Consider the following 21,629-nt stretch of genomic DNA (forward strand, 5'->3'; position numbering starts at 1 on the left):
ATAGCCTAACAAAAAAATCGTAAATCATCAATCGTAATTCGTAAATCGTAATTATCTTCTTACTTTTGCACTTTCAATAAAAAATCAGCTCCATGACAATCATTGATGGTAAACTTATTTCTGCTCAAGTTAAGCAAGAACTCAAAGAAGAAGTAGAGAAACAAAAAGCAAATGGTGGTAAAATTCCGCATTTAGCCGCAATTTTAGTTGGCGATAATGGTGCAAGCGAAACCTACGTAGCAAGTAAAATCAGGTCTTGTGAAGAAATTGGTTTCAAATCGACACTCATTCGCCGTGATTCAAGCACTACTGAAGAAGAAGTTCTCGAAATCATTCAACAACTCAACGAAGATGATGATATTGATGGCTTCATCGTTCAACTTCCGCTTCCTGCACACATAAATGTAGATAAAGTAATCGAAGCCATCGAGCCACGCAAAGATGTTGATGGTTTTCATCCAATTAATATTGGTCGAATGGCCAAAGGCTTACCAGCTTACATTTCGGCAACTCCTTTCGGTGTTTTGGAGTTAATCAAACGCTATAATATCGAAACAGCAGGAAAACACTGTGTGGTTGTGGGCAGAAGCCAAATCGTAGGTTTACCGATGAGTATTTTGATGCAACGCAATACTTACCCAGGAAACTGTACGGTATCTTTGGTGCACAGTAAAACTCAAAACCTTTCAGAAATCACCAAACAAGCTGATATTTTGGTTGCAGCACTTGGAAAACCAGAATTCATTACGGCCGATATGGTTAAAGATGGAGCGGTAGTGATTGATGTTGGCCTAACCAGAGTGGTTGATACTACAAAGAAAAGTGGTTTTGCACTCAAAGGTGATGTAAAATTCGATGAGGTTGCTCCTAAATGTAGTTATATTACACCAGTACCGGGTGGAGTTGGACTAATGACCGTAGCAGCTTTGATGTACAATACATTACTTTCGGCAAGAAGAGAAATCTATAAATAAAGTGTTGTTGGGTGATAAATAGTTCATTATCACCCAACCTATATCGTTTAGTTATGATTTACTCTAAACTGATGCGTAATAGCCTTACCTTGTGGAAGTTGTAATTCAACAAAATAAATCCCATCCTTCAATTTATCTACATCAAATTCATTACTATTTTCATTTTCAAGGTCTTTCATTTCAAGAACTCTACCTTGTGAATCTTTAAGAAAAATCTTCGTTTTCATTTCAGTCATCGTTTATATATGGATTAGTAAGTACAAAAGATTTGCCAATTTATTATAAAGACGTACGTTTGACCGAAATATGTTGCATTGGTTTAAATAATTATTAAAAAATTTATTTAATGGTGTCAATCAGTGGTTTTACTTACCATTTTTTAATCAACGAGATATAACCTCCATAATTATCTTTGATTAAATCACCGTGGTCAACCGAGATATTCACATTCAAATCTGCTTTTAATCTTCGAAGAGGTATTACGGTGTTAATTGAATACGAAATTTGGTCAACTGGTTCGATAACTCTTCCAAGCAAACTTGTATTTCCGAAATTTCTACTAAACGAAAGTCGATTTGAGAAAGTAATTGTTCCAATCTGATTCAATAAAGCCCCATAAAACGCCCAAATACGATTGTTATTCACGAAAACATTGCCATTTCCGAGCTGATTCTCATTTCTGATGTTTTGTTCGGGAGTTAGAAAAGGTGTACCAATGGTCCGTCGATTATAAGACCAACCATCAAAATATTGTTGATGGTTAAACAAAAAGCTCTCTTCGTTGGGGTGTCGGTCAGGTAAATTTAATAATCGACCCATACCTGCCACATACCGACCCTGATTTTTTGTAAACAAATACTCAAAAACCACTTTTTTAAACGATGACTTCGAATTTGGCGTAAAACTCAAACCATAAAGACCATCATCGGTGTTTGTTAGTCCAAATAACTGACCGTCTTCAAATAAAAATTGCCGATAAAGCATCAATTTACTTTTCTTAAATTTAAATTCAGCCGCCGCATCAACCGAACCAAGTTGATTACCAAAATGATTGGTTGTTTCAAAAGCATTGTAATTGTAATGTCGGTCAGTCTGACGCCAAAGACCTTTCAAGGGCAAAACTACATTTCCATAAACATACCAATCGGCTGGAAACTTTCCATTTAAAAGCCGGTCATCACCTATTGGAAGAACATTTTTTGGGGTCCCGCCCCAGGTAACATTATGCACAACACCGCCGTATAAATTTAAAGTTGCGGTTGGTTTCCCAAGTCTTACAAAAAGTGATTTTTGGTGCAAATAGTGGCCTTTAGTAAAAGTTTGGTTTCCATACCAGCCATGTGCGTAAGAACCTTTAAAACTCAGCCATTTAAAAAATAACTTCGTATAGTTTGGCATTCCAATTTGTACTTTCGGAATTGGCATGGCATTTCCCGACCACGAAACCGAACCTGATGATAAAAGTGTATCGACAATTCCAAAAATTTCTTTTCTACGTCCAGCATAAATTTCAAACTTACCGAGTTTAGTGCAAAGAAAGCCTTCGGGGAGTAATAATTGCGGTTTTTTACCAAGAACTGTCACGGCTTCAAAACCATAATCAAATTTGAAGAATCTATTGAGTGTATCTTTTTGAGTTTTGATACTTTGGCGACAAAGAAAGGCTGGTAAATCGCTTGGAATACTCCCAAACTGATTTGAACTTTGCCAAAAGGGTAGCTTATTATTAATAGAAAAATAACTTCCTATCTCAAACCGATAATCAAATTTTTTGGGTGGATTCTGCTGAGCATTACACGCCACAACAAACCCCATCAAAAGAGTAAAAATTTTTTTCATGTTCGCTCAATTTATACAGAAAATCGAGCAAATATAGTGCCTAAGAAATGGATTTAATGATGTATGCCTTTTTGAGTACACAAAACACCTAATTTATTAATCATAAGTCTCTTATGAATTTGAAATCCATTGCATTACAAGGCCAGTGAGGTAGCCACAATATGTGCCAACAGCATTTCCTAGAATGGCCAATAAAACGCCAATAGGAGCCAACGAAGGATTAAATGCAGCCGCTACAACCGAAGCCGAAGCGACTCCCCCAACATTGGCTTGCGAACCAACCGCTGTAAAGAAAAAAGGAGCTTTTACGATGTACGATGCAATGATAGTGAAGACAGCATGAATCAAAATCCAAATCAAGCCAACCAAAAATAACATCGGATTTTTGAAAGCCTCAAAAATATGCAATTGCATTCCGATGGTAGCTATCAGAAAGTAAAGGAACAAAGTACCGATTTTAGAAGCACCGAATCGCTCAAGATTGCGAGCTTTCGTATTTGACAAAATAAAACCTGAAAGCGATGCAACTGTAACAATCCAAAATGATTTAGACGCTAAACTATAAGCCTTCAGATTCGGATAATTGGTTTCGACAAAAGGAGCAACATTATCAGCCACAATATGGGCAAGGCCTGTTATTCCAAACCCAACGGCCAGTAATAAAAATAATTCTTGAAAAGTCGGATTCTTTTGTTTGGCACTTTCAATTTCAACCCTTTCTTGTATTTCTTTAATGATACTCGCATCAGCTTTCATTTTTTTATCGATAATTGTAGCTTTTGCCACGAAATAAAGCAGCAAACCCAACCATAACTCGGCAAAAAGCACGTCAATCACACTTGTTTGGGCAAAAACAGCAGGCGAAGGCTGAAAGATTTCTTTTAAAGCCAACTGGTTTGCATTTCCGCCGGTCCAACTTCCAGCAATCGTAGCCAGACCTCGCCAAATTTCTTCACCGTCTTTCCCCAAGAAAGTTGGGTCAATCATTTTTCCCACCCAAATTCCAACAGGTCCGCCTACCATCACACCTAATGCACCAGCAAAAAAGACAAACAAAGCTTTCCCACCAAGCTGTCGAAGAGCTTGAATATCAATACTTAATGTAAAAAAGACTAAACAAGTTGGTAAGAAAAACCGTGAAGCGGTTTCGTCAAGCTGAGAATCAGCCGCCGAAATAACATTAAACGAACTCAATAAACCTGGAATAAAAAAGCAAAGAAGTATTGAAGGAACAATTTTATAAAACTTTTCAAATGATTTTAGGGTAGTTGAGTAAAAAATAAGGGCCAATGTAGCCATTAAAATTCCAAGAACTACGGCATCGTTTGTAAAGAAGGCTTTTTCTTCAATCATGGATTAGATTTATTTCAGTCAGAAACACAAAGTAAATGATTCTTGATTAAACATTCGTGCTTTTTAAACACAAAAAAACACGCAAACCTCAATTCGGGATTGCGTGTCGCAATTACACTTCATCAACAAACTAAAAACCAAATAATATTTTTACTAAGCAAAAATACTCAAAAAAAAAGTATGAAAGAAATTTATCAAATAAAATATTCTTTCACACTTTTAAATTGCTTGCTGTAAGAGGGGGAGTCGAACCGCCCACGGTGTAGTTAGCCACAGTACAAATTTGGTGGTCAATCCCAGTCGACTAAGATAGTCCGGCATTATGCTGCGTTTGTCCTATAATCACCACCCCCGAGACAGGAGGGCATGGCTGCCAATTTCATCACCTTACAGTATAAATCAAAACTTTAAACTTTGCTGTAATTGTGGTGCTTTGTCTTATTTTGATGTTACAAAGTTAATACAAAATAGATATACGTTGCAAATATTTTATAAAAAATATTTAAAATTTATAATATTCGTAATTTTTTATTAATTTTATTGATAAATTCATAATTCAAGTTTTTAAAAATGGAAAAAAATTTAGAAATTGATAAAACAGATTTGAAGATTTTATCATTGCTCATGCAGGATGCTAAGATGCCTTACACAACAATTGGTGAAAAAATATTTGTTTCGGGTGGGACAGTTCACGTGCGGATGAACAAAATGGAACAAATGGGCATCGTAAAAGGCTCACAGCTAATCGTTGACCCAATAAAACTCGGTTGGGACATAAGTGCTTTCTTAGGAATCTATCTTGATAAAAGCGAATTGTACGATACAGTGGCCGACCAATTAGAAAATATACCAGAAGTTGTAAGCATTAATTACACGACTGGTCAATACAGTATTTTTGTAAAAATTGTTTGTAGAGATACCCAACATTTACGAGAAGTACTTCACGATAAAATTCAGAAGGTTGGTGGAATCAATCGCACCGAGACTTTTATTTCTTTGGAAGAAAGGTTTAATAGGCCTATACCCTTGGTGTAAGTTAATACCTAACTTTTGCACCAAATTTAAAAACATGTCCTTTTAAGCCTTTCATTTTTAAACCATCACTATAACAAACCCATTGCATTTTACCAGCCCAAATAGTCCAAAAATAACTTTCACCAATAACATGGCTATTTGAGACTTTAGCAGTTTCAATATGCGGGCAATTCGTAATTGTTTTGTAATTGCCTCTTTTGTTCGGCTCTTTTTGTTCAAAATTACAAAAAAACTCAAGCCCAATAAAAACGCCTTTGAGTGGAAATGAAATATTAAATTCCGACACATCAATTTGTAAATTTGGAGATAGACGGTCGATTCTTTTTATGATTTCTTTGGTTAATAAATCATCTTTAGGCAGGCCGTCTTCTCCAACTGAAAAAATTCTTACTCTTGCTCTTGAGTTGCTTCTTTCGGTTAGAGCAACATGCAAATCAAAATATAGTTTTTCTAAATTACCTTCTACATTAGTAGTATTTTTGAGATGATTTACAAAAACACTAAAGTCATTTTTGCCACCAGGGCCAGTTCTATTGAAATATGTTTTTTCGTAATAATAGCCACAATTAATGCTATTTTTTTGTATTGGACTTATTTTAACCTCTGACAATTCAAAGGATTTCGGTACCAAATAAACGACACCACCCGAAAGTTTTTCTATATCTGACTTAGTCAGTTTTATAGATTTGTATGCCAAATGTGAAATATAGAGAGTGTCTGAAGAAGTAAAAGATAAATCAAATGAACCATTCTCATTTGAATATGTACCCGTACCATTCTGCTTTGAAATAGCAACAAATGGAATTGGCTCCTTAGTTTGGCTATCTTTTATGAGTGTTTGTGCCCAAACAAAATTTTGAGCCACTAAAAACAAAAGTAAAATCTTTTTCATTTTCATTTCAAAATCTCTCTCACATCCACAATTTCAAAATACGGATGCGACTTTAACATATCTCTAAGAATCTGAACGTGTCCTCCACCGATGATTACGAGCAGTTTTCTATCATACGGACTTACACTCGATAAGATATTTTGCATAATTTTAGTGTTTCTATAATATTCTTTAGCAGTAAATTCCGCTCCGTAGCCATTGGTATTAGTATCCATCCAGCCAGTTATGTTAAAATAATGTAGCGTTGCGATACTTTGCTCAGAATTTAGATTCATTAAATGTTCTTTAATCGGAAGTTTTTTCCAAGTTTCATAATTGCTCAAATACTCATTAAACGAACGATTAACACTCGGATTTTGCTTGAAATAAGCATCATACGTAGGCCTGGCTCGTTCGAGTTCATGGGCGTAAAAAGTTTGAAGGGTATCAATTTTATTGCGTGCAGTTCGCATTCCTAAAGCTAAATCTGGCTGAACGTAATTAATGCAAGTCACACCGACAGGATTATTGATTTTCTTAGCCAGTTTAATACCAATCTGAAAGATTTCATTGAGTTCGCCACTTTTTTCGGCAGGACGAAAACCGTTCAAATAATTTCGGTAAACAGTATTCCAATAGGGTTGGGCATCGGGCGTATTTTCAACAAAAATTTTATCGGGTTTAAACCTTGCCAAAGCATCGACCACTTCTTGTACTTGTTTTTGGCGTTCGGCCGATAGTAAATCATCAATTCCACCCTTCACATAATCTGAAGTTTCTCCCATGTGAAAAACACCCAAAAAAGCTACTTGCACCCTCCCACTCTGGGCATTAATGAATGTTGAACCGCAAATAAAGCATATGAAGGATAAAAGATATTTCATAGATAAAACTAAATAAGTTTAACGGCACAATTTACAAAATTGTGCTACATATCTAAACAAAAAGGCTGCCAAATGACAGCCTTTTCAATAATATGTAATTCTCTGTGAAATCAACCTACACTACCTTCTAACGAAATTTCGAGTAGTTTTTGTGCTTCTACCGCAAACTCCATTGGTAATTGGTTTAAAACCTCTTTTACATAACCATTTACAATCAACGCTACGGCCTGCTCAGTCGGAATACCTCTTTGATTACAATAGAATAATTGGTCCTCACCAATTTTTGAAGTTGTTGCCTCGTGTTCTACAGATGCCGAAGAATTTTTTACTTCGATATACGGGAAAGTGTGTGCTCCGCATCTATCTCCCAAAAGTAATGAATCACATTGCGAGAAATTACGAGCATTTTCGGCACGTTTTGAAATATCAACCAATCCACGATATGAATTTTGGCTTCTTCCTGCCGAAATACCCTTCGATACAATACGACTCTTGGTGTTTTTTCCTAAGTGAATCATTTTTGTACCAGTATCGGCTTGCTGCATGTTGTTGGTCACTGCAACCGAGTAAAATTCTCCGATTGAGTTATCGCCACGCAATACAACCGATGGATATTTCCAAGTGATTGCCGAACCAGTTTCTACTTGTGTCCACGAAATTTTTGAGTTTTCGCCAAAACACAAACCACGTTTCGTAACGAAGTTATAGATTCCACCTTTTCCGTCTTTATCGCCTGGATACCAGTTCTGTACAGTCGAATACTTTACTTCAGCTCTTTCATGAGCAAAAATCTCAACTACCGCAGCGTGTAATTGGTTTTCGTCACGCATTGGGGCAGTACAACCTTCTAAATAACTTACATAAGAACCTTCGTCGGCCACAATTAATGTACGCTCAAACTGTCCAGTTCCTGCCGCATTAATACGAAAGTAAGTTGATAATTCCATTGGGCAACGAACACCTTTAGGAATATAACAAAACGAACCATCAGAGAAAACCGCCGAGTTGAGAGCCGAATAATAGTTATCTTTCACTGGCACTACCGAACCCAAATACTTTTTAATAAGGTCCGGATGCTCATGAATTGCCTCAGAAATTGAGCAGAAAATTATACCTAATTCTCCAAGTTTGGCTTTGAAAGTAGTCGCAACCGAAACCGAGTCAATAACGGCATCAACCGCTACACCCGATAAACGCTCTTGCTCCTTCAATGAAATTCCCAAACGCTCGAAAGTGCGGCGTAATTCTGGGTCAATCTCATCAAGGCTATTGATAACTTTTTGTTGTTTTGGAGCAGAATAATACTTAATGCTCTGTAAATCAACTGGTTTGTACGAAACATTAGGCCAAGTTGGCTCAGTCATAGTTTGCCAAACTCTATATGCACTCAATCTGTATTCAAGCATCCACTCTGGCTCATTTTTCTTTGCAGAAAGGAGTCTGATGACATCTTCATTCAAGCCAGCAGGAATTTCGTCAGCTTCAATATCTGTGTAGAATCCGTATTTGTATTCGGATGTGGTTAGTTCTTCTAATAATTCTAAATCTTTGCTCATGCTATTGTTTTGCTTGATTTACTCTATATAACGCAACAAAAATTATGCGGTAAATGTTCGCAAATTTAGACTTAATATAAATAAGATTTTAAATATTTTTACAATTTTTACATCGACTCTTACTTTGCAGGCTCAAAAGTAGCCGAAAACTCATAATTAACATTATTGAGCGTAAGCATAGTTTTGCCCACAAAAATATTATCGTTCAATTCAACAATATCAAAACTAATGTTGTCGAATTGGCGACCTTGAAAACTGATTTTATCAACTGTAAATTTGGTTTCATCAGCATTGAAACCCCAGTTTGCTTTCAAAACTAAATCCGGGTCAGCAGCATTACATTTTGTGGCACCTTCTCTGATTTCGTAAGTCTTTGTTGTCGAAAAAGTAAGGATATTATCTACCACGCAAGTAGGCTGTGAATTCACTAAATCAATCGTTAGTCCACCGTTGGCAGCAATTGCTTTTGTATTTTTCCAAGATTTTGAACTTGTCCCTGCCAAATACTCAGTTTTTGTTTTTGGTGTAACTGCTGTTTCGCTCTTTTTACACGAAAAAAGTGCAACAAACGTCAATGTAAGTGCAATCGAAATGCCTTTAATATTCATCTTTTTTATAGTTTATTGTTTTGTACTACTCAATATTTCTACAATTCTACGTCCAGTTTTTTCGGATGCCCCTACTTCACCCAGACTTTCTTTTACTTGCTTATAATCAAGTATTTGTTGATTTCTGAATGATTGATTGTTTATGATTTTATCTAATTCATTCGATAAAATTTCAATCGTCAAATCATCTTGTATCAATTCCTTCACTACTTCTTTTTGAGCCACTAAATTTACTAACGAAATATATGGCACTTTTATGACCCACTTACCTATTTGATATGAAATTTTACTCGTTTTATAACAAACCACCTGCGGAACTCCAAAAAGAGCGGTTTCTAATGTCGCCGTACCTGATGTCACCAAAGCAGCCGTGCTGTGCGATAATAAATCGTAGGTTTGGTCAATTACAAGTTTAATATTTTCGTTCAGAAAAGGTTTATAAAAATCTAACGATAAATTCCCAACTCCTGCAATAACAAACTGATAATCAGCGAATTTACTTTGAGTAGCCACCATCAAATTAAGCATTTTCTCAACTTCCTGCTTTCTACTTCCAGGTAATAATGCTATGATTTTTTTATCAGATAAGTTATTGTTAATTAAAAAATTATCAGAAGGTTTGAATGTTGCAATGGCATCAAAAAGCGGATTTCCGACAAATTCTACATCAAAATTATACTTTTTAAAAAACTCCACTTCAAACGGAAAAATTACAAATAGGCGGTCGAGATTTTTTTTCAGACTCCACGCACGGCTCTGATTCCATGCCCAAACTTTTGGAGAAATATAATAGAAAACCTTGTAACCTTCCTTTTTTGCCCATTTGGCAATTCGCATATTGAAGCCTGCATAATCAATCAAAATTATGGCATCTGGTTTAAACTCTTCGATAGTTTTTTTACATTCACCGATAAAACCCAAGATTGTCGGTAAATTTTTTAATACTTCCAGAAAACCCATAAAGGCCAAATCTCGGTAATGCTTCGTGATTTCGGCCCCAGCTTCTTGCATATAATCTCCACCCCAAGCTTTAATAGCTGCCTGATTATCAGCTTTCTTGATAGCTTTTATTAAATTCGAGCCATGTAAATCTCCCGAACGTTCGCCTGCAATGATGAAGTATCGCCCCCCCGCCCCTAAAGGGGTGCTATTATTTGCATTGTTATCCATTTTGACTTTAAGCCCCTTTAGGGGTTTGGGGTTCCATAATATTCCACAAAATGATTAGCGGTTTCTACCAACTTAACACAGTGCAATTGACCGTGACAATAATTTGGGATGATAGGTTGAAGGATTTTCCAAATTTCTACCGCAAAAACCTCTGTACTTGGCAATTTTCCTTTCAAAAACTCAACATCGGTATTCAAAAAAGTGTGGTCTACTTTGTTTACAATTTCATGTTTCATGATTTTGCTGAGGTCTTTCAAATCCATCACAAAACCCGTTTCTTCGTTGATTTCTCCTTTAACTGTTACAAAAAGTTCCCAATTGTGCCCGTGAATGTTTGAGCAGAGTCCGAAAACTTCCAGATTCTTTTCTTTCGACCATTCTGGCTTGAATAGTTGATGAGCAGCGTTGAAAGTTTCTTTTCTTGTTATAAAAATCATTATCTGTTTAATTTTTTCGCAAAATTACCAACAAAAAAACTTATTTATTCAAAATACTCACATTTCTTAAAAAAGTACAATTTAATCAAAGTTTAGTGTATGGATTTGTAAGCTACAATGTTATAATTTTGCACACTATTTCAAAAAAAATAGGATATACACTATGATAATTGTAACAGGTGCAGCTGGTTTTATCGGAAGTTGCTTGATTCAGCGTTTGAATCAGGATAACTTTAATTTCATCATTGCCGTTGATGATTTTTCAAATGAAGAAAAAATGAAAAATCTGGAAGGCAAGAAAATTCAAGAATTTGTACATCGAGATAATTTCTTTGAATGGTTAGAAAAAAACCAAGCTGAGGTTGAATTCTGTTTCCATATCGGAGCAAGAACTGATACTACTGAATTCGACACCGAAATCTTCGACCGCCTGAATCTCAATTATTCAAAACGTATCTGGCAGAAATGTCATGAGTTCCAAATTCCGTTGGTATATGCCTCTTCAGCAGCTACTTACGGAGCAGGTGAGCTGGGCTATGACGATAACGAACTCGTAATTCCTCAATTGAAGCCTTTGAATCCATACGGAGATTCTAAAAATGACTTCGATAAATGGGCTTTACAACAAAAAAATGCTCCTTTCTTTTGGGCTGGCTTGAAATTCTTTAATGTATATGGCCCGAACGAATACCATAAAGGACGAATGGCTTCGGTGATTTTCCATTCATTTAATAACATCAACAAAAACGGCAACATCAAGCTTTTCAAATCGCACCGCCCTGACTTCAAAGATGGCGAACAAATGCGTGATTTTATTTATGTAAAAGATTTGGTGGATGTATGTATTTTCTTGATGCACTCACGCCGAAATTCGGGCATTTATAATTTAGGTACAGGCATTGCCCGCACTTTCCTCGACTTGGCAAAAGCCACATTTGCCGCCCTTAATCTTGAGCCAAACATCGATTTTATCGATACTCCGATTGATATTCGAGACAAATATCAATATTATACGCAAGCCAATATGAGCAAACTTCGCATGATTGGTTACAAAAAACCATTCACAAGCCTCGAAGATGCAGTGAAGGATTATGTTACAAATTATTTGGTTGGAAAAAAATATCTTTAAAAATCTGCCTTTTTCTTACTAATTTTGTTTTTTGTATGACAAATTTCAAACTTGTCTGTTCAAAGATTGTTATTGTTAAATCAAACGGTTCATAAATCCGTCTCACATATTTGAATGAAAAATATTCGTAATTTTTGCATCATTGCACACATCGACCACGGTAAAAGTACACTTGCCGACCGTCTATTACAATTTACAGGAACAGTTTCGGGAAGAGATATGCAAGCCCAAGTGCTTGACGATATGGATTTAGAGCGTGAACGTGGAATTACAATTAAGAGTCACGCTATTCAAATGAATTATAAGTTTGAGGGCGAAGAATACGTATTAAACTTAATTGATACCCCAGGACACGTTGACTTTAGCTACGAAGTTTCTCGCTCAATTGCTGCTTGTGAAGGTGCTTTGTTGGTGGTTGATGCCGCCCAAGGTATTGAAGCACAGACGATTAGTAACTTATTTTTGGCATTGGAGCATAATCTTGAAATCATTCCTGTGTTAAACAAGATTGATTTACCAGGGGCAATGCCAGAAGAGGTGAAAGACCAAATCGTTGATTTGATTGGTTGTGACCGTGACTCAATTATCCCGGCGAGTGCCAAAGAAGGTATTGGTATTAATGAAATTTTATCGGCAATTATTCACAGAATTAAGCCACCAGTTGGCGACCCAAAAGCCGAGCTCCAAGCTTTGATTTTTGACTCTACTTTCAACTCTTTTAGAGGAATTGAGGTAATTTTCCGAGTAAAAAATGGTAGAATAAATAAAGGTGATAAAGTAAAATTTGTGGCAACTGGCAAAGAATATTTTGCGGATGAAGTCGGGATTTTGCGATTAACCAAAGAACCTCGTGATTACGTTGATTGCGGTGACGTAGGTTATATCATTTCGGGTATTAAAGTTGCCAAAGAAGTAAAAGTTGGTGATACGATTACGAATGCTCTTAATCCAACGAAAGAAATGATTAAGGGTTTCCAAGAAGTAAAACCAATGGTTTTTGCGGGTATTTATCCAGTTGATACTTCGGAGTTTGAAGATTTACGTGATGCCATGGAAAAACTTCAACTCAATGATGCGGCTTTGATTTGGGAACCAGAAACTTCGGCCGCTTTGGGCTTTGGTTTCCGTTGCGGATTCTTAGGAATGCTTCACATGGAAATCGTACAGGAGCGTCTCGAACGTGAATTTGATATGACGGTTTTAACGACCGTTCCTTCGGTAAAATTCCACGTTGTTAATAAACGAGATGAAATATTGGAGGTTTCGGCACCCTCAGAAATGCCTGACCCGAATGTCATTAACTGGATTGAAGAACCATTTATCAATGCTCAAATCATCACGGCAGCCGATTACGTTGGGCCAATTATTGGTTTGTGTATGGACAAACGTGGTTTGCTCAAAAATCAAGTTTATCTCACCTCAACACGTGTTGAATTAACGTTTGAATTGCCACTTTCAGAAGTTGTTTTCGACTTTTTCGATAAATTAAAGACCATTTCTCGTGGGTATGCTTCACTTGATTATCATTTGATTGGCTATCGTGAATCGACACTCGTGAAATTAGATATTTTATTAAATGGCGAGCCTGTCGATGCACTTTCGGCGATTGTTCACCGTGATAAGGCTTACGAATGGGGTAAAAAATTATGCGAGAAATTGCGTGAATTATTACCACGTCAGCAATTTGATATTGCGATTCAGGCAGCCATTGGAGCAAAAGTAATTTCGAGAGAAACAGTGAAAGCTTTGAGAAAAGACGTAACGGCTAAATGTTACGGTGGTGATATTTCTCGTAAGCGTAAGCTCTTAGAAAAACAAAAGAAAGGTAAGAAACGTATGCGTCAGATTGGAACAGTAGAAGTTCCACAAGATGCTTTCATGGCGATTTTGAAGATTAATAATTAATATCACAAGCACATTTTGAAAGCCGTAGAAATTAAAAATTTCTGCGGCTTTTGCTTTTTACAGAGAAATTTATGCGAAAAAGACAACTTTTATCCAAAATATTTTACCTTTACGAGCATATTCAACAACAAAAACCAAATAAAAATGATACCGCAAAAACTCTCAGAGTCGCTGTCTTTGCCAGCGATTGCAGCACCAATGTTTCTAATTTCGGGGCCTGATTTAGTAGTAGAATGTTGTAAGAATGGTGTAGTTGGTACTTTCCCAGCACTCAATCAACGCTCAACCGAAGGCTTTGAACAATGGTTAGTAGAAATCGAAAATCGACTTGCTGGTTATACACAACCCAACGGAAAGCCCGCTGCTCCGTATGGCGTCAATCTAATTGTGCATCGGTCAAACCCACGCCTTTATGCTGATGTAGAAATGATTGTGAAACACAAAGTTCCAGTAGTTATCACTTCACTCGGTGCTGTTTCTGATATCGTGGATGCTGTGCATAGTTATGGAGGTTTGGTTTTTCATGATGTTATCAACCAACGTCACGCTGAAAAAGCAAGCGAAGCTGGTGTAGATGGCCTCATTTTGGTTTGTGCAGGTGCAGGCGGACACGCAGGAACACTTCATCCAATGGCCTTTGTGAATGAAATTCGTAGTTTCTTCAAGAAGACAATTTTACTTTCGGGTTGTATCAGCACAGGTAGAGATATTGCGTCTGCTCTCCAAATTGGAGCAGATTTGGCATATATGGGAACTCGTTTCATAAATACCACAGAAAGCAGAGCAGACAAAGAATACCAAGAAATGATTATCGAAAGCGATACTGCTGACATCGTTTATACTGCCGCCGTTTCGGGTGTAAATGCCAATTTCTTAAAACCAAGCCTCGAAGCTGCTGGACTAACGCCCGAACTTTGGAGCAAAGCAGGAAAAATAGATTTCGGAAAAGAATTAGATGCCGCACAAGCTGAAGCAAAAGCATGGAAAACCATTTGGTCGGCAGGGCAAGGCGTAACTTCGATACATGATGTGCAAAGTACCCAGAGCTTGATAGACAATTTAAAACAAGAATTTCGTTCTGCTATTGAAGAACAGTATCAATTATTACAAAAATATTAACCTATAAAAAACCTGCAAGGTTTGAAAAACGGGGTCGCCCAGACCTTGCAGGTTTAGATTCGTAATCAATGAAAACAGCCGAAGAATTAGTACAACTTTTGAGTCTTGAAAAAATAGAACAAAATATATTTAGAGGAGAAAATTACCAAGCACCGTGGAAACGAGTTTTTGGCGGACAAGTGCTTGCTCAATCACTTTACGCAGCTTATCAGACAGTTCCCGAAGACCGAGTTTTGCACTCAATGCACGGTTATTTCATTCTGACTGGTGATATTTCGATGCCAATCCTCTACGAAGTTGACCGTATTCGTGATGGTGGAAGTTTCACGACTCGTCGGGTTAATGCCATTCAAAACGGGAAAGCAATTTTTAGTATGATTAGTTCATACCAAAGTTCGCAAGAAGGTTTCAATCACCAAATTACGATGCCGAATGTTCCCCCACCCGATACATTGGTTTCTGATTTGGTACTAATCGAAGCATTTAAAGACAAAGCTCCTGATTTTTACAAGAATTTTTCACACCCACGCCCGCTTGAATTTCGACCAGTTGAGCGAATAAATCCGCTGAAACCTCAAAAACAACAGCCATTTCGCCACGTTTGGATAAAAGCCAATGGCGATTTACCTGATGATTTGCGTTTACACCAAATTATTTTGGCTTATGCTTCTGACTATAATTTATTGGGAACAGCCACCCTCCCTCATTTAGATACAGTTTCATTGAACGATTTATTTTTGGCAAGTCTCGACCACGCCATGTGGTTTCACGAAGATTTCAGAATAGACCAATGGTTACTTTATGCACTCGATAGCCCAAGTGCTTCAAATTCGAGAGGTTTTACGAGAGGGAATTTCTTTACAGAAGATGGAAAATTAGTTGCCTCGGTTGTGCAAGAGGGTTTGATTAGAGTAAAGAAATAATTGATTGAATGTAAATTTCAAGAAATGCAAAGACGAAAATTCATAAAAAATAGTTTATCTGGATTACCAATTCTATTAACTTCTCCAACAATATTGACAAGTGCTTGTCAGCAGAGTGATGTCATTCCAAGTGATAAAACAGTCATTGTTGTTGGAGCAGGAATTTCGGGACTTGCGGCTGCAAAAAAACTGCATGAAAAAGGTTTTAAAGTAACCATTCTGGAATCACAGGATAAAATTGGTGGCAGATTAAGAACCAATCGAACTTTAGGAATTGCATTTGATGAAGGTGCGAGCTGGATTCACGGAATTGATGGAAATCCAATCACCACTTTAGCACAGCAAGCAGGAATGACCTCTGCGTTTACTGATGATGAAAGTATAAAATCTTATGATATTGGGGGAATTTTAAGGGCCCAAAACGTGTACGCTACTGTCGAAGACGAATTTTACACAATTCTAAATTCCTTAAATAAAAGAGGCAATTCTACTCAAAGTTTTGAAACAGTTTTCAATAATTTATACCCTGCAAAAGCCAAAGACCGCCTTTGGAAATTTCTACTTTCAACTTTTGTAACATTCGATACTGGAGATTTAGATAAACTTTCTTCACTACTTTATAATGAAGGCGAAGAATATACTGGCATAGAAAAATTTGCTACTAATGGCTATGATACAATCGCCCAATTTTTGGCAAAAGACTTAACTATCTTGCTTAATCAAAGGGTTTCAAAAGTAGATTATACTAACACGAAGGTAAAAATCACTCACAATGGAACTGTAACCGAAGCCGATTATGTACTCATAACTGTTCCACTCGGTGTTTTGAAGGCCAATACTATTCAATTTTTACCAGCCCTATCTTCTTCCAAACAAACAGCCATTCAAAAAATAGGGATGGGTTGTGTAAATAAATTCCTGCTTACTTGGAATACGGTCTTTTGGGATGATGTACAGTACATTACCTACACACCAGAAGTAAAAGACAAATTCAATTATTTTGTCAATCTAAAAAAAGTAAATCCTGCAGCAAATGCTTTGATGACTTTCGCCTACGCCAACTATGCCCGGCAAACCGAAACAATGACTGATGCCCAAGTAATTGACGAAATAATGATGCATTTAAAAGATATATACGGCAATAAAATTCCAAATCCAACGAAAATGCTCCGAACCAAATGGCAGTCCAACGAAAATTCTTTAGGTGCATATTCATACACAGCGGTAGGCACAGAAATGCAGCATTTCAATGATTTGGCTGAGGAAATTAATAACAAAATTTTTTTTGCTGGCGAACACACCGAAATTGATTATTTCTCAACCGCTCACGGAGCATATCTAAGTGGAATTCGGGAGGCCGATAAAATTATAGATTTGCAATGATGAATCAGTAAAAAGTAAACAATCAATAATTAATTCAAAACATAACCTTAAAAAAATAGAAAGCAGATGACGCAGATTTGGCTGATTTTCACTGATAAAAATAAGGTTTTCTTTAAAAATCAGTGCAAATCTGTAAAATCAGCATTATCTGCACGGCCCACTGTTGTGGTTCTAGTTTTACGATGAGTTTTAATGCTTACAATCTACGTTAATTAACAAGTTACTAAGTAACTGACGGGCTGCCTCACAATTCCCCAATAACCGCACGGGCGGCCCTGCAGTTTCCCAGTAACAAATCAACCAGTATCCAAAAATCAACTCATTTCTCCACAAATACTCTGCTCCATTCTATATTTTACACGCTCTGGCTCAGTTTCTTGACCCAACAAAAACATCAACTTCGTAATGGCCGCCTCGGTCGTAATATCTGCCCCACTAATTATTCCAATAGATTTTAGTTTACTACTGGTCTGGTAATGACCTTGTAGCACTCGGCCACCATCGCACTGAGACACATTCACAATCACAATTCCTCGTTTGGTGGCTTGATGTAATTCATCCAAAAACCATTCGTCCGACGGAGCATTTCCTGCCCCATAAGTTTCCAAAACCACACCTCGCAAACCTTCTGTACTCAATAAATTATGTACCATAGCTTGATTAATTCCTGGGAAAAGTTTCAGAATCATCACTTGTTCTTCAAGTTTTTCATGCACAATTAATGGCAAATCTGGTCGAAATGGCATGATAAACGGGAAATTAAAATCAATCGTTACGCCCACTTCGGCCAAAGCAGGGTAATTCTCTGAGCGAAATGCATTAAACTGGCTACTTTCTTTTTTCTTTGCTCTATTTCCTCTTAACAAATACGAATTAAAATAAACCGCCACTTCTGGTACAACTGGTCGTCCATTAATTTCGGCTGAGGCAATTTCTAAAGCCGTAATCAAATTTTCACGGGCATCTGTGCGGGCAATTCCAATTGGTAATTGAGCTCCAGTCAGAATAACAGGTTTAGATAAATTTTCGAGTAAAAAACTCAAAGCCGAGGCAGTATATGCCATTGTATCAGTTCCGTGCAAAATCACGAAAGCGTCATATTGCTCAAAATTATCTCTTACAATTGCCGCCAACTCTATCCACGTTTCAGGTTTAATGTTTGATGAATCAATCGGCTTTGGTAAAGTAAGTATCGTCAACTCAAATTCGAGCCTTTTTAGTTCGGGTACATTTACCAAGATTTGGTCAAAATCAAATGGTACGAGCGATTTCGATTTTGTATCGTAAACCATTCCCAAAGTACCGCCTGTGTAAATCATTAGGACAGATGCCGAACGATTTTTTTTGTCTGATGAAGTTAAAATTTTAGAAATTTTGTAAGTCATTTTATTTTTTTTTCAAGAAAAAATGAGGTGTTATTTTAGGCGTTTTTACGAAAAAGTATATTTTTTTTCTAAAAACAAGTGAAATCTAAATTCAATTTTCAATAATCAAGTATTTTTTAAGTACTAATACTCAAAATCGAAACCAAATTTTCTATTTTTCAAATTTCAATAATTATACTATTCCAAGAAATATTTATATTTTATTGAACATTTTTTAGATTTTTTCGTTATGTTTGATACAGATACAAAATATTATTCGGAAAAATTAAAATTATAAAGTTATGAATATCCAGCCAACCTTACGCATAGTTAGTGATGATGTCGCAATAATTGATTGCTTAGTTGACCACGGTGAAATGTTTAAATCATTTGACAGCAACAAAACTACAACTTTCTTAGTAGATGAAGACCTACACATCGTATTTTACTTTGCAGAATCTGAAGTAGAAAACAAATTTATGATGTATATCGTAGATAACTTCACCGAAAACCAAGATTGTATGGCTTTGATTTTGAATCATTTGGAAGAACAAATCAAAAACAATAACTATACTTATATCATGAAGCAAGCTAAAAGTAAAGTTTTAGATATGCTATACATGACCAATACCTTCAGAGCTTTATTTGGTAAAAACAAAACCGAAGAAGCCAACGAATTGTATTACTAAGTAGTAGATGGACATTAGTGGATAGTCAACCGATATTTCTCTATCAAATTTGGACTTTATACGCTACCCACTATCGACCGTGGACTATGGACAATAGACTTATTTATTCCATTTCATCAAGAAACATTCGATAGGCTCTTTTAAGCTCATCAAAAGCTTTCGTTGACTGCTGCTGATGAGCTTTTTCTATGCCCAATTGATACGTTTGTTCGGCTTTTGTAAAATCTTCCAACTCAACATAGACGGCCGCCGCATGATAGTAAGTTGGCACATAGTCAGGGTGTTCGTTCAATAATCTTTCGAGATAAAACTTTGCTTTCTGAATATCCTTATTTATGTATTCCATCGCAATGGCATAGACATTAAAAGGCTCATTTGGCTCCTCTTCTAAATACTGAAATAAAATTTTTAATCGTTCTTCTTGCATTGAATATATCTTTAATTTAGATTTGCATAATGTTATGCACGCATACTATTATTAACTTATTTCAATAAATAATGTTATCTTTTTAAGTGCATTGATTATCAGACAATTTCTTAAAATATGCTTTTCAGCTAACCCCTAAAAGCATACAATAAATAAAATCTCCCTTTAGGGGTTGGGAGCCTAAAATTATGAAAATATTAGTTTGTATTTCGAGTGTACCCGATACAACTTCAAAAATCTCCTTTACTGATGGAGACACAAAACTAAACAAAGCTGGCGTAACTTACATCATCGGCCCTTATGATGATTACGCCCTGGCTCGTGCAGTAGAATTGAAAGAGCAATCGGGAGCCACTATTACTGTATTGAATGTTGGTGGTGCAGATGCCGAGCCTCAAATCCGAAAAGCTTTGGCTATCGGTGCAGATGATGCCATCAGAGTTGATGTAGAGCCAACTGATTCTTTCTTTGTAGCTGAGCAAATTGCGGCAGTTGCTAAAGAAGGAAATTATGATTTGATTTTGATGGGTCGTGAAACCACTGATTATAATTCAGGGGTTGTTCACGGAATTGTTGGTGAAATGCTCGGTATTCCGTCATTCTCACCAGTAATGCAATTGGATGTAAACGGAAATGAAGCAAGTATGACTCGTGAAATTGAAGGTGGAAAAGAAAAACTAACCGCTTCTCTCCCACTTGTTTTGGGTTGTCAAGAACCAATTGCCGAATGGAAAATTCCAAATATGCGTGGAATCATGACGGCCCGTACGAAGCCATTGAAGGTAATTCCTGCGGCAGGTTCGGCACTAACAAACACCGAAAAATACAGCTTACCTGCACCAAAAGGTGCTTGCAAGATGATTCCTGCCGAAGAAGCCGAAAAACTAATCGAATTATTAAAAACAGAAGCCAAAGTGCTTTAATAATTACGATTTACGAATTACGATTTACGAATTTTTAATTTTCGTAAGTTTTAATCGTAAATCAAAAATCTTAAATCGTAAATCAAAATGATACTCATATTCACAGAGATTGCCGATGGTGCAATCAAAAAATCATCTCTCGAAGCCATTTACTATGGCTCAAAAGTAGCCGAAATGATGGGCACAACTGCAACAGCACTCGCTATTGGTAGTGCAGATGCAGCAGAATTAGCAAAAGCAGGAAACTTTGGTGCAAGCAAAGTTTTACACGCTGCCGATGCGAAATTAGCTAATCCAAACAGCATGGCTTATGCAAGTGTTTTGGCAGAAACCGTAAAAAGTACAGGAGCAAAAGTTGTGGTTGCAGCAAAATCTTCTTTTGCTGATGCAGTAACAGCTCGTGCAGCTGGAGCATTGAAAGCCGCAGTAGTTGGAAACGTTACTGAGCTACCAAATCTTAGTAATGGATTCCAAGTTAAAGTAAGTATTTTCACTGGAAAAGCCTTTGCTGATGTGAATGTCAATGGCGATGTAAAAATCTTGGCAATCAAGAAAAATGTAGTTGCTCCAGTAGAAAGCGGAAACAGTGCAACGGTAGAAAATATCACACCTGCTCTGGCTGATAATCTTTTTGCGGCGAAAGTAACCGAAACTATCAAAGCAACGGGAACTATTTCATTACCAGAAGCCGACTTAGTTGTTTCGGGTGGCCGTGGCATGAAAGGCCCTGAAAGCTGGCAGCCATTACTCGACTTAGCTGATGCCTTGGGTGCAGCAACTGCATGCTCGAAACCAGTTTCAGACTTGGATTGGAGACCTCACCACGAACACGTTGGACAAACTGGTGTTAAAGTTTCTCCAAATCTTTACATTGCTTGCGGAATTTCGGGAGCAATTCAGCACTTGGCGGGTGTAAACTCTTCAAAAGTACTGGTTGTGATTAATAAAGACCCAGAAGCACCATTCTTCAAAGCTGCCGATTACGGTATCGTTGGCGATGTATTTGAGGTTTTACCAAAATTGACAAAAGCGGTTTTGGC

21 protein-coding genes are annotated in these 21,629 nt (G+C 36.9%); 10 read left to right on the plus strand and 11 right to left on the minus strand.

Annotated elements, in window-relative coordinates:
* The first annotated feature begins 92 nt into the window (after window positions 1-92).
* Window positions 93-974, plus strand: coding sequence for a bifunctional 5,10-methylenetetrahydrofolate dehydrogenase/5,10-methenyltetrahydrofolate cyclohydrolase (locus ACOVO2_RS11970; protein WP_421770197.1), 882 nt, complete (start codon window positions 93-95; stop codon window positions 972-974).
* A gap of 47 nt (window positions 975-1,021) precedes the next feature.
* On the opposite strand, the gene ACOVO2_RS11975 is transcribed toward ACOVO2_RS11970, so the two are convergent.
* From ACOVO2_RS11975 to ACOVO2_RS11985, 3 genes are all read right to left on the minus strand, one after another.
* A complete protein-coding gene (locus ACOVO2_RS11975; protein WP_421770198.1) occupies window positions 1,022-1,201 on the minus strand; it encodes a T9SS type A sorting domain-containing protein in 180 nt (59 codons plus the stop codon).
* Between the two features lie 142 nt (window positions 1,202-1,343).
* Window positions 1,344-2,813, minus strand: a complete 1,470-nt coding sequence (locus tag ACOVO2_RS11980; RefSeq protein WP_421770199.1) for a capsule assembly Wzi family protein — start codon at window positions 2,811-2,813, stop codon at window positions 1,344-1,346.
* Between the two features lie 111 nt (window positions 2,814-2,924).
* Window positions 2,925-4,166, minus strand: a complete 1,242-nt coding sequence (locus ACOVO2_RS11985; protein ID WP_421770200.1) for a DUF819 domain-containing protein — start codon at window positions 4,164-4,166, stop codon at window positions 2,925-2,927.
* 570 nt (window positions 4,167-4,736) lie between these two features.
* Between ACOVO2_RS11985 and ACOVO2_RS11990 the strand changes: the two genes are divergently transcribed.
* Window positions 4,737-5,201 carry an Lrp/AsnC ligand binding domain-containing protein gene (locus ACOVO2_RS11990; protein ID WP_188765342.1) on the plus strand — a complete coding sequence of 155 codons (465 nt, stop codon included), beginning with the start codon at window positions 4,737-4,739 and terminating at the stop codon, window positions 5,199-5,201.
* 1 nt (window position 5,202) lies between these two features.
* Here ACOVO2_RS11990 and ACOVO2_RS11995 read toward each other — a convergent pair whose 3' ends face one another.
* The 6 genes from ACOVO2_RS11995 to ACOVO2_RS12020 form a co-directional block, all read right to left on the minus strand.
* Complete coding sequence (locus ACOVO2_RS11995) at window positions 5,203-6,093, minus strand: carboxypeptidase-like regulatory domain-containing protein (protein ID WP_421770201.1); 891 nt, start codon at window positions 6,091-6,093, stop codon at window positions 5,203-5,205.
* A 2-nt stretch (window positions 6,094-6,095) separates the two neighbouring features.
* Window positions 6,096-6,857 carry a DUF5694 domain-containing protein gene (locus tag ACOVO2_RS12000; RefSeq protein ID WP_421770202.1) on the minus strand — a complete coding sequence of 254 codons (762 nt, stop codon included), beginning with the start codon at window positions 6,855-6,857 and terminating at the stop codon, window positions 6,096-6,098.
* 209 nt (window positions 6,858-7,066) lie between these two features.
* Window positions 7,067-8,512: a Fe-S cluster assembly protein SufB gene (gene sufB, locus ACOVO2_RS12005; protein ID WP_421770203.1), complete on the minus strand. Its 1,446-nt coding sequence runs from the start codon at window positions 8,510-8,512 to the stop codon at window positions 7,067-7,069.
* Window positions 8,513-8,631: 119 nt separating this feature from the next.
* The gene (locus tag ACOVO2_RS12010; RefSeq protein ID WP_421770204.1) at window positions 8,632-9,120 is read right to left on the minus strand and encodes a hypothetical protein; all 489 of its coding nucleotides are present in this window, start codon (window positions 9,118-9,120) and stop codon (window positions 8,632-8,634) included.
* A gap of 12 nt (window positions 9,121-9,132) precedes the next feature.
* Window positions 9,133-10,290 carry a lipid-A-disaccharide synthase gene (lpxB, locus tag ACOVO2_RS12015; RefSeq protein WP_421770205.1) on the minus strand — a complete coding sequence of 386 codons (1,158 nt, stop codon included), beginning with the start codon at window positions 10,288-10,290 and terminating at the stop codon, window positions 9,133-9,135.
* Window positions 10,291-10,307: 17 nt separating this feature from the next.
* Window positions 10,308-10,727 carry a 6-pyruvoyl trahydropterin synthase family protein gene (locus tag ACOVO2_RS12020; RefSeq protein WP_421770206.1) on the minus strand — a complete coding sequence of 140 codons (420 nt, stop codon included), beginning with the start codon at window positions 10,725-10,727 and terminating at the stop codon, window positions 10,308-10,310.
* Between the two features lie 163 nt (window positions 10,728-10,890).
* On the opposite strand from ACOVO2_RS12020, the gene rfaD reads away from it, so the two are divergent.
* The 5 genes from rfaD to ACOVO2_RS12045 all read left to right on the plus strand — a co-directional run bounded on the left by rfaD (window position 10,891) and on the right by ACOVO2_RS12045 (window position 17,186).
* On the plus strand, window positions 10,891-11,856 hold the full coding sequence (gene rfaD / locus ACOVO2_RS12025; RefSeq protein WP_421770207.1) for an ADP-glyceromanno-heptose 6-epimerase: 966 nt from the start codon (window positions 10,891-10,893) through the stop codon (window positions 11,854-11,856).
* Window positions 11,857-11,970: 114 nt separating this feature from the next.
* Window positions 11,971-13,761, plus strand: a complete 1,791-nt coding sequence (gene lepA / locus ACOVO2_RS12030; RefSeq protein ID WP_421770208.1) for a translation elongation factor 4 — start codon at window positions 11,971-11,973, stop codon at window positions 13,759-13,761.
* Window positions 13,762-13,905: 144 nt separating this feature from the next.
* A complete protein-coding gene (locus ACOVO2_RS12035; RefSeq protein WP_421770209.1) occupies window positions 13,906-14,880 on the plus strand; it encodes an NAD(P)H-dependent flavin oxidoreductase in 975 nt (324 codons plus the stop codon).
* Window positions 14,881-14,948: 68 nt separating this feature from the next.
* The gene (gene tesB, locus ACOVO2_RS12040; RefSeq protein WP_421770210.1) at window positions 14,949-15,803 is read left to right on the plus strand and encodes an acyl-CoA thioesterase II; all 855 of its coding nucleotides are present in this window, start codon (window positions 14,949-14,951) and stop codon (window positions 15,801-15,803) included.
* A gap of 24 nt (window positions 15,804-15,827) precedes the next feature.
* Window positions 15,828-17,186 (plus strand): flavin monoamine oxidase family protein, encoded by a 1,359-nt coding sequence (locus ACOVO2_RS12045; protein WP_421770211.1) that lies wholly within the window; start codon window positions 15,828-15,830, stop codon window positions 17,184-17,186.
* A gap of 314 nt (window positions 17,187-17,500) precedes the next feature.
* Here ACOVO2_RS12045 and ACOVO2_RS12050 read toward each other — a convergent pair whose 3' ends face one another.
* The gene (locus ACOVO2_RS12050; RefSeq protein ID WP_421770212.1) at window positions 17,501-18,571 is read right to left on the minus strand and encodes an asparaginase; all 1,071 of its coding nucleotides are present in this window, start codon (window positions 18,569-18,571) and stop codon (window positions 17,501-17,503) included.
* 281 nt (window positions 18,572-18,852) lie between these two features.
* Between ACOVO2_RS12050 and ACOVO2_RS12055 the strand changes: the two genes are divergently transcribed.
* A complete protein-coding gene (locus ACOVO2_RS12055) occupies window positions 18,853-19,239 on the plus strand; it encodes a hypothetical protein (protein WP_421770213.1) in 387 nt (128 codons plus the stop codon).
* Between the two features lie 103 nt (window positions 19,240-19,342).
* On the opposite strand, the gene ACOVO2_RS12060 is transcribed toward ACOVO2_RS12055, so the two are convergent.
* On the minus strand, window positions 19,343-19,666 hold the full coding sequence (locus ACOVO2_RS12060) for a tetratricopeptide repeat protein (protein ID WP_421770214.1): 324 nt from the start codon (window positions 19,664-19,666) through the stop codon (window positions 19,343-19,345).
* 188 nt (window positions 19,667-19,854) lie between these two features.
* Here ACOVO2_RS12060 and ACOVO2_RS12065 point away from each other — a divergent pair, with 188 nt between their 5' ends.
* Complete coding sequence (locus ACOVO2_RS12065) at window positions 19,855-20,589, plus strand: electron transfer flavoprotein subunit beta/FixA family protein (protein ID WP_421770215.1); 735 nt, start codon at window positions 19,855-19,857, stop codon at window positions 20,587-20,589.
* 87 nt (window positions 20,590-20,676) lie between these two features.
* Window positions 20,677-21,629 (plus strand): electron transfer flavoprotein subunit alpha/FixB family protein (locus tag ACOVO2_RS12070; RefSeq protein WP_421770216.1); only part of this gene is annotated, 953 nt, incomplete at its 3' end.

The sequence above is a fragment of the Emticicia sp. genome (genome assembly GCF_049241225.1).
In the GTDB taxonomy this organism is placed as follows: Bacteria; Bacteroidota; Bacteroidia; order Cytophagales; family Spirosomataceae; genus Emticicia.